The following is a 17,201-nucleotide window of genomic DNA, read 5'->3' on the forward strand; positions in this document are numbered from 1 at the left end:
ACATGGTGTTTTTAAGCGGGGCAATCCCCCCGCTTAAAAGCTCCTACACCTGGGTATAGTGCATAATTCCTATTATAATAGGAATTAGTTTTGAGGAAAGCCGCAATGTTACAGTACAACTTGCCGAGGAACTTGCCCTCAGCCGATGAACTACCAGACTCGGATGAAACCCCTGTGGATAATGAACTGCAAGAACTAATACCGGGGTTGTTAAAGGCAATCTTGCTGATACTTTGGTCAGAACGCATGGACTGGTTTTTTGGCATAGATATGGGTGTTTATCATGACCCGGACGAACCACCCATTGTCCCAGATGCTTTCTTAAGTTTAGGAGTAGAACGGTTTTACGACGAAGAATTACGCCCCAGTTACGTGCTGTGGGATGAAAATGTCATGCCACTTTTCGTGCTAGAAGTGGTTTCCCCAACTTATCGCAAGGAATACAGCACAAAATTAGACACTTATCAAGCTTTAGGCGTACTTTATTACGTCATTTATTCTTCCCGCCGCCGTCGTAAACCTCATTTGGAAGTACACAAGTTAGTCAATGGGAAGTATGAATTACAACAGCCAGGACATCCAGTTTGGATGCCAGAAATAGGTTTGGGGATTGGTTGTGAAAGGGGAAACTATTCTGGGGTGACAAGAGAGTGGTTGTATTGGTATGATGCCGATGGCAAACGCTATCTGACACCTGAAGAACAGGTGAAACAGGAAGCGCAGCGCGCCCAACAATTAGATCAGCGCGCCCAACAATTAGATCGGCGCGCCCAACAATTAGCTCAACGATTGCGGGAGTTGGGAGTAGATCCAGATAGTCTGAACTAATTGCAGTCAGTAATTCGCTTTTTGTGATGAGCTTCAGTTGCCCAAATCCACTTTAGTTCTTCTTTTGTTTGGCGGTGCGTGAGTCTCTGTTTTTAAGTGCGAAATCCGGGATTTTTCTCTCATATCCTGTCCGGTTGAACAGTTGTCATTCCCAAAGAAGTGAAGAATCTCGCCATTTCGGCTCTCACGACGACGTGAGAGCTTGACTCTTGACATCCACCCCGACCTGAAGGTACGGGGATTCCCAAACCTCGCGATTTGAATTTCTGCTTCTTCGCAACTGCCTCCACCCTCAAAGAGATTTGGTCTTATGTTCGCTCCACAGACTAACCCCGCAAGCCCTGCGGTTTTTACGTGTCGAATACCAAACGGAATTCTTCGTAGTTTTGATTCTAGGGTTGGACTGCCCATTGCCCTGTCCTCTTTTCCCGGTCTACCTATTTTTCTTTCCCGTTGCGGTTGTCGCAAACTTATTAATTAGGGTTTATGTTCACATAGTCGCGGGTGGGTCATTGACCAATTATATTGTAACACAAAGCCGTCCTTTTAGGACGGGGTTTCTACCCAATTTCTCGGATGACAACCAAGCTTTACGGCAAATATTTTGAGAGTATTGTTTAATTCCTTTGAATGCTGCGCGGATCTAGAGCATCCCGCAACCCATCTCCCAATAAATTAAACGCCAAAACAGTCAAAATAATCAGTGTCGCCGGAGGCCAAACTAACCAGGGCTGCAAAACTAAAATTGAAGCATTAGTAGACAGCGATAGCAAATTTCCCCAAGAAGGATCAGGCTGTTGAATTCCCAAGCCAATTAAACTCAAAACCGACTCCGCTACAATAAAACCCGGAACCGATAAAGTAGCAGAAATAATTACATAAGTTGCAGTTTGTGGCAAAACGTGGCGGACTATAATATAAATTGGATTTGCGCCCATAGCCCGCGCTGCTTGCACAAATTCTAGCTGTTTGATTGACAGTACCTGACCGCGAATTACCCGCGCCAAACTCGCCCAACTGATAAATGAAGTAATCAGCACAATCAATATAAATCGCTGAGCGCTTGTCAATCCGGGGGGCAACACTGCTGCTAGCGCTACTAATAAATAAAGACCAGGAATCGTCATCAATACTTCGGCGAATCGCATTAAAATACTGTCAATCCAACTGCCGAAATAACCTGATATTCCTCCAACTAACAATCCCAAGGGAAAAGAAATTGCTATGCCAACTAAACCGATGCTGAGGCTAATTCTGCTGCCATGTACTAAGCGGCTGAATTGATCGCGAGCTTGTTCATCCGTGCCTAAAATGTTAATTTTGCCTTCTCCTGTAGTGCCAAACAAGTGCCTGTCGAATGGTAAAATTCCTAAAAACTTATAGGGAGAACCTTTGACAAACAAACCGACAGCAGAGGGTTTTTTCCAGTCTACAATTACCTCGCGAGCGCCCGTATTCGCATCCACTGGACCCTGAGTTGTCGGATAAACGTGCGGCCCGATAAATCGCCCATCTTTGGTACTTAAATAAATCTGAGTTGGGGGCAGCAAGGAAGCGTTTAATTGAGAGTCGTAGGGGTCGTAAGGTGCCACAAATTCGGCGAAAAGTGCGACTGTATAAAAGATTAACAGCACCACTGCTCCCAACCGAGCTAGAGGATTTTTTTTAAGATTTTGCCACCATTTCATAGGTTTTAGGTTTTAAATTTTAAGTGTGTTCGTAGTGAGGACTTTAGTCCTTCTTTCCTTCGTAGTAAGCTGTTTTGCAGTTAAATTGTATATTCGGAACGGCGTCGAAGCCCATTCCACAATACTTGACAATACTTGGACTGATTTTTGACCCACACTTTAAATGTATAACAGCTTAAGGACTTGAGTTATTTCTTAACGAAATCCGTAGCAAGGGCTGATTTCCTTGCTAATATAAATTTTGAGGACTGAAGTTCTTACTACAAACCTTCGACTATTTTTGTTCATCTGCAACCAAAATTATTTTATTTTCATTTTCCTCAATTTTGCCCAATTCCTCGCCGCTAAAGGGATTGTAGAAAAATGAGCCTGTTTGCGGTGGCAATTTGGGATTGAGTACAATTTCTACGATACTTTTGACAACCCCAGTCAGCGGAATTGCCAGGATAACTCCTAACAATCCTCCCACTCTACCTCCTAATAGTAAAGCTGTAAAAATAATTACCGGACTCAACCCCGTGAGATTGCCCATGATGCGGGGAGCTACTAAATTATCCTTGATTTGCTGGAGGCCGATCGCAACTGCCAACACTTGCAGCGCCAGCCACCAATCGATAAATGCTACAATTATAGTAACTGCTCCAATGCCCAGTGTGGCTCCGATAAACGGAATTATTTCTGTCAACCCTATAAACACGGCAAACAACAGAAAAAATGGAACTTGCAGCCACCAAAAAGCCAGTGTTAGTAAAATCGCCATAAATAGTCCCAGCAATAACTGGCCAGATACAAATCGTTGGAGGTTTCGCTGCAAAGTATCGGTTAAAACATAGCGAATATCCGGCGAAAAAATGCTGGTCAAACCCTGCCACACTCTTTGACCATCTAGCAGCATATAAAATGAAATTACCAGGATAAAAATTAAGTCGAGAAACCAGTTGAAAGTGCCGACAACTAAGCCTAAACTTGTACCTGCGATTGCTTGCACTTGTTCCTGGACTTTGGCTGATAACTGCTGTTCTAATATTTGCACATCAAAGGGCAAATTGCGATCGGCACTCCATACTTGAAATTCACCTAACTGCTGCCGCGCCGACTCCAGTAATTCCGGGAATCTCACGCCCAATTGCCTCGCTTGGCTGAACACGGGTGGTACAATAGTTAGACCAATTACTACTACTAGCAAACCCGCAGTTAAATAAACTAGCCCCGCAGCTACTCCTCGTGGCAAAAATACTTGCAGTCTGATTACGGCATAATTTAATAAGAATGCAATGAGTCCGGCTGTTACTAAAATGCTGACCAGTTCCCCCACGTAACTGATTGCAGTTAGGGTAAACCATCCCGTCACTAGGACTAGCAACCAAGTAATTAGAAACTGTTGGATGGGAGTAAAGACATTATTCATTGGGATTTGTGTCAATTAAACTGGCAGGATTTTTTCAGCCGATGTGCCGTATTATACGACAAACAGATTATAAATTAGCAATAATTAGTTCAAGATTAGGCTTGATTTTCTGAGAATTGATGAGTTGGTGACGGCAAAACCGCGAATAGAGATAATATCAGCCCGATCGCCCGAACGATCGCCAATCACGCTAATATTACTTTGCTCAGGAGCCCGATCGAAATCGCCGCTGCAACCGGAAATCTGGCCACACTCACCCAAAAGGAGGACGCGCGACTGCTCAGCTCATCGGCTAAAATGAACTACATATTAATCTCGAAATATTTCTTTACAATCAAAAATCAAGGGCTCATAGCGGCGAGAGGAACTACCGTGACAAATCAAATTTTTTCAGAAGCAGAAGAAAAGCAACCTCTTCGCCCCGTGCAGAGCGGGCGCGACAGGAATTTAGTAGCGGAAGTGCCTGAAAGTGGGGTTCCAGACCAATCTCGCTGGCAATTTCCCCCAGAGGAAGATGAACGAGAAGTGGCGCTAGAAGTTCCAGAAATGACTGGGAAACAATCAGAAGTTTGGGAGCCAGCAGCAACGGAAGTTCCTCCGAGCAAAGGAATCAGGTGGACGACTATGTTGGCGGGCGTGGGAATTGGGGTGGCTGCAACGCTGGCGGGCGTACACTTGATTGCGGAAAAAAGTGCGCGCCCCGTAGTGACAGCCCCAGTGGCGGCTCAGTCAGCAACTGCTCAGACTGTCACTGTGGCGGCTGTGGAATCTGCCGAGGTGGCTCAAACTCTGGAAGCGACGGGCACTGTGGCGGCTTACGATTTGCTGCCGGTGTTGCCGCAAGCCAACGGTTTGCAAATCAAGCAGGTTTTGGTGAAGGAAGGGGATGCGGTAGAAAAAGGTCAGGTAATGGCGGTTTTGGATGATTCGGTGTTGCGATCGCAAATTGCCGCAGCGGTTGCTAAAGTACAATCGGCAGATTCTACGGTAGAACAAGCGCAAGCTCAGGTGCAGCAAGCTCAGTCAACTCAACAAGAAACTGAAGCTGGGGTCGCTCAAGCCCTAGCTGGCGTTGAAAAAGCCGTCGCTGATTTGGCGCAAGTTAAAACAGGTGTCGGCCAAGCTGAAGCTGGCGTGAATCAAGCTAAAGCTGGCGTCGAGCAGGCTAAGGCTGGCATTGCTTCCGCCCAGGCTAAATTAGCTCAAGCCCAAAGAGAGGTAAATCGCACCCAAAATTTGGCTACGCAGGGAGTGATTAGCCAGCAAGATTTGGAAAAGCGCAAGACGGAGCGAGAAACTGCTGTTCAAGATGTGAACAAAACTAAGGCTGATTTGAATAAAGCTGTAGAAGAACAGAACAAAGCGGCGGAAGAAGTGCGATCGGCTCAAGCTAAAGTAGTTAATGCCGAAGCTAATATCAGTACCGCGCGAGCAGCACTGCTCAGTGCCCGCGCTAAGGTGAATACTGCGGCCGCAACTGTCAGCAGCGCTAGAGCAAATGTGGGAAACAATGCAGCAAGTGTTCGCAGCAATAATGCACAAGTCCAACAGTTGCAAACTCAACTCGAACAAACTATAGTTCGGGCGCCGGATAGCGGTATTGTGTCGGAAAGAATTGGTCGAGTTGGGGATGTTTCTGCGGGGAATCAAAAATTATTTTCGATTATTCGCGAAAACAAGCTCGAACTGCAATTGAAAGTGCCGGAAACTCAGGTTGCACAAGTACAACCGGGAACGGCGGTGCAGATTACTTCTGATTCTGATAAGCGGATTAAATTGTCGGGAACTGTGCGAGATATTTCGCCGTTAGTTGACCCGCAAAATCGGCAGGCTACGGTGAAGATTGATTTGCCTGGAAGTGAGTTTTTGCGATCGGGAATGTTTTTGCGCGCTTCAATTTCGACGGCGACGACGCAAGGTTTGAAAGTTCCTGCTAAGGCTATTTTACCACAGTCTGACGGGAGTTCTATTGTTTACAAACTTGTGGGCGAGGACAAGGTGCAGGCTCAGCCGGTGGTGGTTGGGGAGATTACTGGGGGCGCGGTTGGGGATTTGACGAGTGCTAAGGTTCAGATTAAAAAAGGGCTGAAAGCGGGGGATAAAGTGGTTGTTGCTGGTGCTGGTTATCTTAAGGATGGCGATCGGGTTAAGGTCAGCAGTCAGTAGTCAGTTGGCAGTAGTCAGTTGGCAGTAGTCAGTTGGCAGTTGGCAGTTGGCAGTTGGCAGTTGGCAGTTGGCAGTAGTTATTATAGGGTGCGTCAGGTCAGAATTTGGCTACTACAAACTAATAATTTTCCCCTGACGCACCTTACTATTAGTTAGTTAATACATATTTGGAGCGGGCAAGATGCCGAATAAAGAGAAGAGAAGAAAAAGAAAATCAAGAGTTATTAATAACGGTCATTTCCACTGTCAATTGTCAACTGTTAACTGTCAACTGTTTAAATATGTCTTTTAATATTTCGGCTTGGTCGATTAAACAGCCTGTCCCGACGATTGTTTTATTCTTAATTCTGACAATCGGGGGTTTAGTATCATTTCCGGTTTTAGGGATTGATGATTCACCTAATATCGATATCCCTTCTGTTTCGATATCCGTCAGCCAACCGGGGGCAGATCCAGCAGAACTTGAATCTCAAGTTACGAAAAAAGTAGAAGATGCTGTGGCGGGTTTGGGGAATATTGACCACATTATTTCTACTGTTAATGATGGTTCTTCTAATACGACTGTTAACTTTTTGTTGGGTACAAATAGCGATCGCGCTACGAATGATGTCCGAAATGCGATCGCCCAAATCCGCCAAAGCCTGCCGCAAGATATTAACGATCCGGTTGTCAAACGGGTAGAATTTGCCGGCAGTTCCATCATGTCCTACGCCGTGGTTTCCGATCGCCAAACGGTAGAACAGCTAAGCGAATTAATCGACCAAAACATCAGCCGCGTCCTCCTCTCCGTCAAAGGTGTGGCTCAAGTGCAGCGCATTGGAGGCAGAGATAAGGATATTCGAGTTGATTTAAACCCCGAACAATTGCAAAGTCTGGGGATTACAGCTACCCAAGTTAACGATCAAATTCGCAATTTTAACATCAATCTTCCCGGTGGCAGAACTGAAATCGGCAATTCCGAGCAAACAGTCCGCACCATCGGCAGTGCCAAAACTATCGAACAGTTGCAAGCTTATCAAATTACTTTGCCTAAAGGCGGTTTTGTGCCGCTTTCCAGTTTGGGAAAAGTTGAGGAAGGCTACTCGGAAGCGCGTCAGGGCGCGCGGCTCAATAACAAGCCAGTCGTGGCTTTTGCCATCCTCCGCAGCACCGGCAGCACTCTGGTGACTGTGGAAGAAGCGGTGCGGGAAGCTGTTAATAAAATGGAAAAAACTTTGCCAACCGATGTCAAGCTGGAACTTATTTATACTTTAGGAGATCACATCCGAGATTCCTATGAAGCTTCTGTGGATGCTTTGATTTTAGGGGCGGTTTTAGCGATTATCACAATTTTTATTTTTCTGCGGGATTGGCGGGCTACTTTGATTGCTGCTGTGGCTTTGCCGCTGTCGGCAATTCCTACTTTTGCTGTGCTGAGAATGGTGGGATATACGCTTAACAGCATGACTTTGTTGGCGCTGTCGCTGGTGGTGGGAATATTAGTCGATGATGCGATCGTCGAAATTGAAAATATCGAACGCCATGTCGGGATGGGGAAAACGCCTTATCAAGCTGCTTTGGATGCTTCTGCTGAAATTGGTTTGGCTGTCGTTGCGACGACGATGACGATTGTTTCGGTATTTGCACCGGTGGCTTTTATGCCGGGAATTCCTGGTCAGTTTTTTCGACCTTTTGGGGTGACGGTTTCGGCTTCGGTGTTGTTTTCGCTGTTAGTAGCCCGCACCGTGACTCCGATGATGGCGGCTTATATGTTTAAGGAGAAAGGGCATCATCAGGAACTCAAAAAAGACCAACTTTCTTATCAGTATCGCCGGCTTTTGACTTGGGCGCTGAAGCATCGGGCGATCGTCCTAATTTTAGGTGTAGCCTTGTTTTTCGGCAGTGTTCAATTAATTCCTTTCATTCCCACGGGCTTTATCGATCGCGATGATACCGGACTTTCGACAGTTTCCATTGAATTGCCGCCCGGTTCTACCTTGTCACAGACAGATTTAGCAGTGCAGCAAGCAACTAAATTATTGCTCGCCCATCCAGCCGTAGATAGCGTTTTGGAGACCGAAGGCGCTCCGACTGTCTCCGGGGGCGCGGGTGGAGGAGGCGGGGGCGCTAGCGGCGTAAATACAGCCAGTCTGTACGTGAAATTGAAGCCTGCCAATCAGCGAATTAAGCAACAGCGGTTTGAGGAGGAAATGCGGCCGAAACTTACCGATGTTCCGGGTGTGCGACTGAGTTTTGCTCAAGGGCGTGTCGGCGGTAGGAAGCAAATGTCGATCGTCCTCAAGAGTGAAAATGCGGAAGCTTTAACTAAAACTGCGGAAACTCTCACGCAACAAATGAGGCAAGTTCCGGGACTGATTGAGGTACAATCGAGCGCGAGTTTGGTGAAGCCGGAGATTTTGGTGAAACCCGATCCGATTCGGGCGGCGGATCAGGGTGTTTCGGTGCAGCAAATTGCTCGAACTGCTTCTTTAGCAACGATTGGAGATATTGACTCGAATCTTGCTAAATTTGATTTGCCGGACAGACAAATTCCGATTCATGTGATGTTAGCATCGCAGTTTCGCAGCGATATCGAAACAATTAAGAACCTGCAAGTACCGGCGAAAAATAATACTTTTGTGCCGTTGAGGGCGGTGGCTGATATTACTTTGGGCAGCGGGCCTTCTCAGATCGATCGCTATGACAGAGCTCGTCAAGTATCTGTAGAGGGCAATTTGTTGCAAGGTACGACTTTAGGAGAAGCTGTTGCTGCGGTGAAGAAACTGCCTGCAATGAATCCTTTACCACCTGGTGTGGAACAGGAATCTTCTGGTGATGCGAAGGTAATGCAGGATATTTTCAGCGGTTTTGCGGGAGCTTTGGGAACGGCGGTATTGTTTATTTATGGTGTGTTGGTGCTGTTGTTTGCGAACTTCTTGCATCCGATCACAATTATGGTGGCATTACCTTTGTCTCTGGGTGGTGCGCTGCTAGGACTTTTGGTAGGTCAAAAATCTCTCGGTTTGTACGCTTTGATTGGGGTGGTGTTGCTGATGGGAATTGTGACGAAGAATTCCATTTTGTTGGTGGATTACGCGATTATGAATCAGAAGGAAGGTGAGCCGATGTATGAGGCGACGCTGGATTCTGGTGTGGCGCGGTTGCGGCCGATTTTGATGACAACTATTGCGATGATAGCTGGGATGATGCCGATCGCGCTAGGAATTGGCGCGGGATCTCAGGTGCGGAGTCCGATGGCGATGGCGGTAATTGGCGGTTTGATGACTTCTACGCTGTTGACTTTGGTGGTGATTCCGGTGGTTTATACCTATATGGATGGTTTGCAAGTCTGGGTTTTTAATCTGGTGCGGGGGAAGAAAAAACGGGAAGGGCGATCGAAGTTCTCCGGGTAGCGAAATGGTACGATTGTTGAGAAAAAGAGGTAAAGTGCGATCGCCATCCATCTCAAAACCTACTCCCAATCATTTAACCAGATGGTGGAGGAAGCGAATCAATATTGTCTGTGGCAAAATTGAGAAAGTATTCTGTCCGCGATATCAGTTGTTCAGCATCGGTTTCTGTGATGTTTGGATCGACATTATAATCCGCGATATCAGACGGGTTCTTTCAGCATCAATTAGGTAGCGGTGCAATTCTACTGGAACTCGATTAGTGCGAGCGAAGCGTTCCCCAAAAGCAGCGATAACGGCTGAGTGCCGGGAATAGGATAGTCCTTCGGCTTCTAAAAATGCTGTGGCGAGATAAAACATCGAATAGTAAGCACGGGATGTGGCAAATTCAGGAAAACCGGTATTATTCAATTCTCTCGCTGCTTGCAAACTTCTATTTGCTTTCTCCAGTAGTCTTTGTTGTTCTGGAGTCAAATCGCTAACCCTTCTTGACGAATGTTGCGAAAGAAACCATTATTATGGTGATGCAACTGCTCGTCAGTGGCAAATGCACAGCTAATCAGCACATTATATTCTAAACACAATTCGGCAATAAAAATACTCATTCGATCGCTTTCTTGAGAGTAGTTAAAGGAATTTTTGAGAACAATTAAGATATCGATATCGGAGTCTGGTCTAGCATCACCTCTGGCTTGGGAGCCAAAGAGGACAATTTTGTCTAATTGTTCGCCGTAAAGTTTTTTTAGACCTTGCTGAGTTTTTGTGATAATTATTTGGATTTGTTCATTCATATTTCCTGAGCAGTGGTATTTAGCTAATTTGTATTAGGTCACAATTCTACTATAGCAAAAAGGGCGTGAAGCGTAGCTATCCCGTAGGGTATCGCCCTTTAGGCGTTGAGAAAAATAGTGTAAAAGGCGATCGACCTTTTGGCATGGGAAGGTCGAGATTCCTGTGTGTGGCCACAATAGCGATCGTTGTTCTTACCCCAATATCTCAGTTGCTTCTTTTATAACTTGAGTTATTTCAGGTTTTTCAGAAGCAATTACGTCATTGGGCAAGTGCTTGTGATGCGGAAAGTTGGGGAGATTGGGAAAATGAGGTGTGCTGTCATAGCGAAAAATTAAGCAATTATTTTGATTTTGAAAGTGGTAACGGTAATCGAGAAATTCTAATTGATTGTCTGCGATGATTGCTTCATTTATTTCTAGTAAGTGAGTTTGATTGAAACGCAATCTAATTCTGAGATTAGCCCGTTTTGGTGTCAAAATTTCTTCGTCATACCGTTCGACATAAACATTGCTACACTGTAGAATTGCTAGCTCCACTCGATCGAGGTAATCAGATAAGATGTTAGGCAGCATAATTCAGTCGTTGTGCTAGTTCTTGGTGCAAAGCTACGTAATGCCGATAATCATTAGCCCATTCGATAAATAGAGCGTCATCGGATAATAGTCCTCGATTATATTGGTTAAAGAATTCTTCTGAGTCCATTTTTTGCTGATTTTCATACAGGCTCAGTCGCTTGGAAACGGCAACTAAGGCATCTAATGGTGATGTATATTGAATAGTCTGTTTACGCATTTGTGGCTTACTCCTGCAATAGATTTATTTGTGGAAATAAAACTTATAAATGCTTTAATTTTAGCAAATTGCTGATGCGCTTTGTTACGATGCTTTCTCCGTCTGGGTACAACGATCGACGTGATCGCATTTGATGACTGACGACAACAGAAAAAGTGATCGCCCTTCGGTGAGCAAAAATAGTCAAGGGATCTCGCCCTTTGGATATCAAAAAGGGCGATCGGGCTGCCTGTGCCCACAATAGCGTTACTCTTACCCTACACATATCCTGTCTGGCGGCTGTCGATCGTGATCGGGCGATCGTTGCTTAAGTCTGTTAATCGATATCTGCGTACATACAGATTTGGTCACGCACTTAAATATGCGGGTAAAAATTATAACATCTTTCGCCGCAAATAAAACAAAATCTTTCGCTCCAAAAAAAACTTTGAAAAATTGCATAATTTTTGGAAAAAGCCCTGATAGATAAATAGGGTCAGGTGCTGATGTAAAAATCGCCCTCGCCTGTTACAAATAAGCAGGAAAAAAGATGGCAACAATTATCAGTACATCCTCAAGTGACACCCTGATCGGTGGAACCCCAGACAATGACAACATTTCAGCCCTAGGAGGCAATGACACCCTCAGTGGCGTTGACGGCAACGACACCTTGGTAGGAGGTGATGGAAACGACAGCCTCAGTGGAGGTGGGGGAAATGATTCCCTGATTGGTGACAGTGGCACTGACACCCTCGATGGCGGTGCGGGCAATGATTTTCTGAACGCAAGTGGCAGTCTCGCTGGTGGCGATGGAGATGACACCCTTTTTGGAGGTTTCTCTTCAACCCTCGATGGCGGTGCGGGCAATGACTATCTCCGTGCTAGCGGTAATAGCATTGTAGAAGGCGGTGCTGGTGATGATACGCTCGATGGCGGATTTGGCAATGGAAATACGCTACGAGGCGGTGCAGGTAACGATCGCTATTTGCTGCGGGCTTCTGGGCAGAGTGCAATTCAAATTCAGGATACAGGTGGCATCAATCGCTTAGATTTTGTTGATTTTGGCGACCAAATCAGCACCAGCCCTACCTTGTCGTTGTCGCTGTCATCGGGAAATACAGGCTTGACGCGACAAGGTACTAGCTTGCTGATTGACATCAATAAAGACGGAATCGCAAGGCCAGCCGATGACGTGGTGATTTTAGACTTTTTCGGTGCATCGCCGACACTCCAAGGTGCAGGCTTCATCGAAACTGTGGGCAACCTCTCAGGTACCGCCATCCTCACAGCCAATTTAACAGAGGCTACCGCAGCAGCAGGCAGCAATGCACTCACAGGAACTCCGGGCAATGATAACCTCATCGGTACTGCCGATAATGACAACATCTCAGGTCTTGATGGCAATGACACCATCAGTGGCGTTGACGGCAACGACACCTTGGTAGGAGGTGATGGAAACGACAGCCTCAGTGGAGGTGGGGGAAATGATTCCCTGATTGGTGACAGTGGCACTGACACCCTCGATGGCGGTGCGGGCAATGATTTTCTGAACGCAAGTGGCAGTCTCGCTGGTGGCGATGGAGATGACACCCTTTTTGGAGGTTTCTCTTCAACCCTCGATGGCGGTGCGGGCAATGACTATCTCCGTGCTAGCGGTAATAGCATTGTAGAAGGCGGTGCTGGTGATGATACGCTCGATGGCGGATTTGGCAATGGAAATACGCTACGAGGCGGTGCAGGTAACGATCGCTATTTGCTGCGGGCTTCTGGGCAGAGTGCAATTCAAATTCAGGATACAGGTGGCATCAATCGCTTAGATTTTGTTGATTTTGGCGACCAAATCAGCACCAGCCCTACCTTGTCGTTGTCGCTGTCATCGGGAAATACAGGCTTGACGCGACAAGGTACTAGCTTGCTGATTGACATCAATAAAGACGGAATCGCAAGGCCAGCCGATGACGTGGTGATTTTAGACTTTTTCGGTGCATCGCCGACACTCCAAGGTGCAGGCTTCATCGAAACTGTGGGCAACCTCTCAGGTACCGCCATCCTCACAGCCAATTTATCAGAGGCTACCGCAGCACCAGGCAGCAATGCACTCACAGGAACTTCGGGCCCTGATAACCTCATCGGTACTGCCGACAATGACAACATCTCAGGTCTTGATGGCAATGACACCATCAGTGGCGTTGACGGCAACGACACCTTGCTGGGCGGTGATGGAAATGACAGCCTCAGTGGAGGTGGGGGAAATGACTCCCTGATTGGTGGCTATAATGATGGCACTGACACCCTGGATGGCGGTGCTGGCAATGATTTTCTGAATGCAACTGGGAGTCTCGCTGGTGGCGATGGAGATGACACGCTGCAAGCCTTTGGGGCTAGCACCTTGGATGGCGGTGCGGGCAATGACTCTCTCAGTTCTGGCGGTAATAGCACCTTAGATGGCGGTGCTGGCGATGATACGTTCGATGCCTACAATGGGGGTTCCGGCAACCTGTTCAAAGGTGGTGCAGGTAACGATCGCTATCTTCTCGACAGCAGGTCAAATCAGATTCAGGATACTGACGGCATCGATAATATACTGATCGGTTTTGGTACCTCAGTCAACATTTCCACGTCCTTGGCGGCGGGAACTCTGGGATTAGGGCGACAAGGTACAAGTCTGGTAGTTGACATCAACAAAGACGGGATAGCCAAGGCTGCGGATGACTTGGTGATTTTAGACTTTTTCGGTGCATCGCCGACGGTGGCAGGTGCTGGTTTCATCGAAACCATCAATAACCTCTCAGGTACCGACATTCTCGCAGCCAATTTACCAGAAGCACCAACAACAACACCTCCGGTAACAACACCCACACCAACACCTCCGGTAACAACACCCACACCAACACCTCCGGTAACAACACCTCCGGTAACAACACCTCCGGTAACAATACCGATACCCGTAAGACTACCGACACCGGAAACCACACCCACACCCGCAACCACACCCACACCCACACCTCCACCCTTCACACCCGCGATCGCACTGTCGATCGCACAGCCGATCGCGCCCACATTCACCAACCGGCCCGCACCAAGCGAATTGCCGCAGGTTTTGGGCACCAGTGGCAACGACGCGATCGGTGGCAGCGAAGCCAACAATATCTTGTATGGCAACGCTGGAAACGACACCGTGGGAGGCAATGGCGGCGACGACATCGTATTTGGCGGCAAAGGCGATGACGGCTTATTCGGCGATGTCGGCAACGACCTCTTGTTTGGCAACCTCGGCAACGACACCCTTGTCGGCGGCGACGGTGCAGATACCGCATTGGGCGGCAAAGCTGACGATTTGATATTTGGCGGCGCTGGTAACGATGTCCTCGGAGGCGAACTCGGCAACAATACTTTACTCGGCGGCGAGGGTAGCGATACTCTGTACGGCGGTGAAAATAATGATGTCTTGTTTGGCGGTAGCGGCAACGATTTCCTCTACAGCACAAAAGGTAACGATATCTTGGTTGGTGTTGACTATACCGGTGCTAATCCCGGACGCGGCGAAGTCGATACGCTGATTGGCGCAGATGGCAGCGATACTTTCTTGCTGGGAAATGCTACCGATTTGTACTACAACGACGGCATCGATAGCAGCACTGGCGCAGCCGACTACGCTTTGATTGTCGGCTACAACCCCAGTAACGATATCATCCAACTTCAAGGCGCTCCGAGTACCTACAGGATCGGCGCTTCTCCCGCTGGATTGCCGGAGGGTGCTGCTATTTTCAAGAAGACTGCGGGTGCTGACGAGTTGATCGCGATCGTCCAACCTGTTTCTGGTTTTGGTCTTGACAGCAACTCTTTGCGCTTTGTTTAACGGTTGAGGGCGATCGGATCGATCGCTCCTCCAGTTTCTCCAATAGCCCCGGCGGTTGAAACCGCGGCTACACAAACGATGTCCGCCTCCGCGGACTGAAGAGTAGAAGTATTAGTCCTGCCTTTCGTGCAGGACTTTTTTTGTCTGGAGGGGCGATCGACCACCAAAAATTAATTCTCAAAATGGTTGACTCAGAATCGCAAAATCGTTGTATAATGTTTTTTAGGTCATTTTTTACTGCAACGCCTCAAAGGTAAAAGCAAGTAAAACAGGCTAAGCGCGGACGTAATTCAGTGGTAGAATGTCAGCTTCCCATGCTGAACGTCGTGGGTTCGAGCCCCACCGTCCGCTTTAACTGAATTTTCATATTTATATGAAAATCAATTAGTGTTATCAATTCGATCTATGGCTAATTTCTTAACCGCTGCATTATATAAGTTCGTTGAACTATCAGATTTTGCCGACCTCAAAGCACCGCTACTCGATTGTTGCAACCACCACAACGTCAAAGGCACTATCTTGTTGGCAGCAGAAGGCATCAATGGCACGATCGCCGGTTCATCCGAGGGCGTACACGCAGTGCTCGCATTCTTGCGCTGTGACGCGCGTTTTGCTGATTTGGTTCACAAAGAATCTTTCTCAGAAAAAGCACCGTTTTACCGCCTGAAAATACGCTTAAAACGCGAAATCGTCACGATGGGAATACCAGATATTAATCCATCCCTCATGGCTGGCAAATATGTCAAGCCCGATGAGTGGAATAAGCTGCTTGATGATCCTGATGTTGTCGTAGTTGATGTGCGTAACAACTTCGAGGTATCTATGGGTACTTTTGCAGGCGCTATTAATCCCAAAACAAAAAGCTTTTCCGAGTTACCTGAATGGGCGCTCAAAGAAGCTGCTTTACGCGAAAAACCTAAAATAGCAATGTTTTGCACCGGTGGTATTCGCTGCGAAAAATCTACTGCTTTTTTGCGATCGCAAGGCTTTAATGAAGTCTATCATCTCGAAGGCGGGATTTTAAAATATTTGGAAACGGTGCCGGAAGCAGAAAGTCGTTGGGAAGGTGAATGTTTTGTCTTTGATGAACGGGTTTCTGTTGTTCATGATTTAAAGCCTGGTAACTACGAACTTTGTCGCGGTTGTCGTCACCCGATTAGTCAGGAAGATAAAGCTTCTGAATTATTTGTGGTTGGTGTAAGTTGTCCTCATTGTCATGACTCGAAAACTGAAACCAAAAAACAAGGCTTATCTGAGCGGCAACGTCAGATTGAGCTTGCTAAGAGTCGCAACCAAGCACATATCGGCGCACGCTATGATGCTAAGGAAAAACCCGAAAGTGCGATCGATTAATAGTATTAGCACGAAGCTCAAAGAAACCGGGTTTCTATGAAAAATCTGGCTGGGTGACGAGAAATCTAGAAAGAAACCCGGTTTCTGACTCTAAAGCCTTCCTAATGACTAATGACTACTGACTAATGACTACTGACTAATGACTACTGACTAATCCTATATGTCACCAACCTACCCAATTTTATATTCATTCCGCCGCTGTCCCTATGCTATGCGCGCCCGCTTGGCGCTGATGGTTAGCAATCGCGCGTGTGAGTTGCGGGAAGTTGTTTTACGAGACAAACCACAAGAAATGTTAGATGTATCTCCGAAAGGTACAGTGCCGATATTGATTGATGTTGACGGGCGGGTACTCGATCAAAGTATTGATATCATGTTGTGGGCATTGGGACAACATGATCCTCAAAAATGGTTGATGCCAGAACAAGGTTCTGTGACAGAAATGCTAGCACTAATTGCTCAATTTGATGATAGATTTAAATATCATCTCGACCGTTATAAATACCCTGAGCGTTACCCAGATGTTGATGCTCAAGTGCATCGATATGAAGGTGCTTTATTTATCGCAAAACTCAATGCACAGTTAAGGGCGAACAAATATTTATTTGGTAATAGTGTAGCATTAGCTGATATGGCGATCGCACCTTTCGTCCGTCAATTCGCCCATACCGATACAGGTTGGTTCAACCAACAGCCTTGGATGCCTCTACAAGCTTGGTTAACAGCCTTCACAGACTCGGAAATCTACGCTAGTATTATGCACAAATACCCGAAATGGGAATCTGGCAATGCAGGTGTTGTTTTTGGGCGATCGTAATTACGTATTCTGATAAGCTGTCTCACATTTAATTTATAACTTAAACTCTTGTGGCGCGGGCATCCTGCCCGCGATCTAGCTTAAATTCAAATGCCAAATAGCCGATCGAATCCGGTGACATTAGAATTAT

13 protein-coding genes and 1 tRNA gene are annotated in these 17,201 nt (G+C 46.8%); 7 read left to right on the top strand and 7 right to left on the bottom strand.

Annotated features, from left to right (window positions below):
• Positions 1 to 105 precede the first annotated feature (105 nt).
• Positions 106 to 828, top strand: coding sequence for a Uma2 family endonuclease (locus tag K4039_RS10755; protein ID WP_265235172.1), 723 nt, complete (start codon positions 106 to 108; stop codon positions 826 to 828).
• A 617-nt stretch (positions 829 to 1,445) separates the two neighbouring features.
• Here the strand turns inward: K4039_RS10755 and K4039_RS10760 are convergent.
• The 3 genes from K4039_RS10760 to K4039_RS10770 all read right to left on the bottom strand — a co-directional run bounded on the left by K4039_RS10760 (position 1,446) and on the right by K4039_RS10770 (position 4,185).
• Positions 1,446 to 2,516, bottom strand: a complete 1,071-nt coding sequence (locus tag K4039_RS10760; protein ID WP_265235173.1) for an ABC transporter permease — start codon at positions 2,514 to 2,516, stop codon at positions 1,446 to 1,448.
• A 274-nt stretch (positions 2,517 to 2,790) separates the two neighbouring features.
• Positions 2,791 to 3,924, bottom strand: coding sequence for an AI-2E family transporter (locus K4039_RS10765; RefSeq protein ID WP_265235174.1), 1,134 nt, complete (start codon positions 3,922 to 3,924; stop codon positions 2,791 to 2,793).
• A gap of 84 nt (positions 3,925 to 4,008) precedes the next feature.
• Positions 4,009 to 4,185 carry a hypothetical protein gene (locus K4039_RS10770; protein ID WP_265235175.1) on the bottom strand — a complete coding sequence of 59 codons (177 nt, stop codon included), beginning with the start codon at positions 4,183 to 4,185 and terminating at the stop codon, positions 4,009 to 4,011.
• A gap of 111 nt (positions 4,186 to 4,296) precedes the next feature.
• On the opposite strand from K4039_RS10770, the gene K4039_RS10775 reads away from it, so the two are divergent.
• Positions 4,297 to 6,090 carry an efflux RND transporter periplasmic adaptor subunit gene (locus tag K4039_RS10775; protein ID WP_265235176.1) on the top strand — a complete coding sequence of 598 codons (1,794 nt, stop codon included), beginning with the start codon at positions 4,297 to 4,299 and terminating at the stop codon, positions 6,088 to 6,090.
• A gap of 281 nt (positions 6,091 to 6,371) precedes the next feature.
• Positions 6,372 to 9,482, top strand: coding sequence for an efflux RND transporter permease subunit (locus K4039_RS10780; RefSeq protein ID WP_265235177.1), 3,111 nt, complete (start codon positions 6,372 to 6,374; stop codon positions 9,480 to 9,482).
• A gap of 144 nt (positions 9,483 to 9,626) precedes the next feature.
• On the opposite strand, the gene K4039_RS10785 is transcribed toward K4039_RS10780, so the two are convergent.
• From K4039_RS10785 to tumA, 4 genes are all read right to left on the bottom strand, one after another.
• Positions 9,627 to 9,953, bottom strand: coding sequence for a HEPN domain-containing protein (locus K4039_RS10785; protein WP_265235178.1), 327 nt, complete (start codon positions 9,951 to 9,953; stop codon positions 9,627 to 9,629).
• Positions 9,950 to 10,270: a nucleotidyltransferase domain-containing protein gene (locus tag K4039_RS10790; RefSeq protein WP_265235179.1), complete on the bottom strand. Its 321-nt coding sequence runs from the start codon at positions 10,268 to 10,270 to the stop codon at positions 9,950 to 9,952. The genes K4039_RS10785 and K4039_RS10790 overlap by 4 nt, the downstream gene beginning before the upstream one ends.
• A gap of 192 nt (positions 10,271 to 10,462) precedes the next feature.
• Positions 10,463 to 10,843 (bottom strand): toxin TumE, encoded by a 381-nt coding sequence (gene tumE, locus K4039_RS10795; RefSeq protein ID WP_265235180.1) that lies wholly within the window; start codon positions 10,841 to 10,843, stop codon positions 10,463 to 10,465.
• Complete coding sequence (tumA, locus tag K4039_RS10800) at positions 10,833 to 11,063, bottom strand: antitoxin TumA (protein ID WP_265235181.1); 231 nt, start codon at positions 11,061 to 11,063, stop codon at positions 10,833 to 10,835. Before tumA ends, tumE begins: the two co-directional genes overlap by 11 nt.
• Positions 11,064 to 11,592: 529 nt before the next feature.
• On the opposite strand from tumA, the gene K4039_RS10805 reads away from it, so the two are divergent.
• From K4039_RS10805 to K4039_RS10820, 4 genes are all read left to right on the top strand, one after another.
• Positions 11,593 to 14,901: a calcium-binding protein gene (locus tag K4039_RS10805; RefSeq protein WP_265235182.1), complete on the top strand. Its 3,309-nt coding sequence runs from the start codon at positions 11,593 to 11,595 to the stop codon at positions 14,899 to 14,901.
• A gap of 279 nt (positions 14,902 to 15,180) precedes the next feature.
• A tRNA-Gly gene (locus tag K4039_RS10810) sits at positions 15,181 to 15,252 on the top strand.
• Between the two features lie 54 nt (positions 15,253 to 15,306).
• Positions 15,307 to 16,254: a rhodanese-related sulfurtransferase gene (locus K4039_RS10815; protein WP_265235183.1), complete on the top strand. Its 948-nt coding sequence runs from the start codon at positions 15,307 to 15,309 to the stop codon at positions 16,252 to 16,254.
• Positions 16,255 to 16,414: 160 nt separating this feature from the next.
• Positions 16,415 to 17,071 carry a glutathione S-transferase gene (locus K4039_RS10820; RefSeq protein WP_265235184.1) on the top strand — a complete coding sequence of 219 codons (657 nt, stop codon included), beginning with the start codon at positions 16,415 to 16,417 and terminating at the stop codon, positions 17,069 to 17,071.
• Positions 17,072 to 17,201: the final 130 nt, after the last annotated feature.

This window comes from Lyngbya sp. CCAP 1446/10 (assembly GCF_026130175.1).
Lineage (GTDB): Bacteria > Cyanobacteriota > Cyanobacteriia > Cyanobacteriales > Microcoleaceae > Microcoleus.

Excerpts from the sequence above, each read along its gene's own strand:
- K4039_RS10755 (WP_265235172.1), top strand. The coding sequence starts at position 106 with ATGTTACAGTACAACTTGCCGAGGAACTTGCCCTCAGCCGATGAACTA.
- K4039_RS10760 (WP_265235173.1), bottom strand. The coding sequence starts at position 2,516 with ATGAAATGGTGGCAAAATCTTAAAAAAAATCCTCTAGCTCGGTTGGGA.
- K4039_RS10765 (WP_265235174.1), bottom strand. The coding sequence starts at position 3,924 with ATGAATAATGTCTTTACTCCCATCCAACAGTTTCTAATTACTTGGTTG.
- K4039_RS10780 (WP_265235177.1), top strand. The coding sequence starts at position 6,372 with ATGTCTTTTAATATTTCGGCTTGGTCGATTAAACAGCCTGTCCCGACG.
- K4039_RS10790 (WP_265235179.1), bottom strand. The coding sequence starts at position 10,270 with ATGAATGAACAAATCCAAATAATTATCACAAAAACTCAGCAAGGTCTA.
- tumE (WP_265235180.1), bottom strand. The coding sequence starts at position 10,843 with ATGCTGCCTAACATCTTATCTGATTACCTCGATCGAGTGGAGCTAGCA.
- tumA (WP_265235181.1), bottom strand. The coding sequence starts at position 11,063 with ATGCGTAAACAGACTATTCAATATACATCACCATTAGATGCCTTAGTT.
- K4039_RS10805 (WP_265235182.1), top strand. The coding sequence starts at position 11,593 with ATGGCAACAATTATCAGTACATCCTCAAGTGACACCCTGATCGGTGGA.
- K4039_RS10815 (WP_265235183.1), top strand. The coding sequence starts at position 15,307 with ATGGCTAATTTCTTAACCGCTGCATTATATAAGTTCGTTGAACTATCA.
- K4039_RS10820 (WP_265235184.1), top strand. The coding sequence starts at position 16,415 with ATGTCACCAACCTACCCAATTTTATATTCATTCCGCCGCTGTCCCTAT.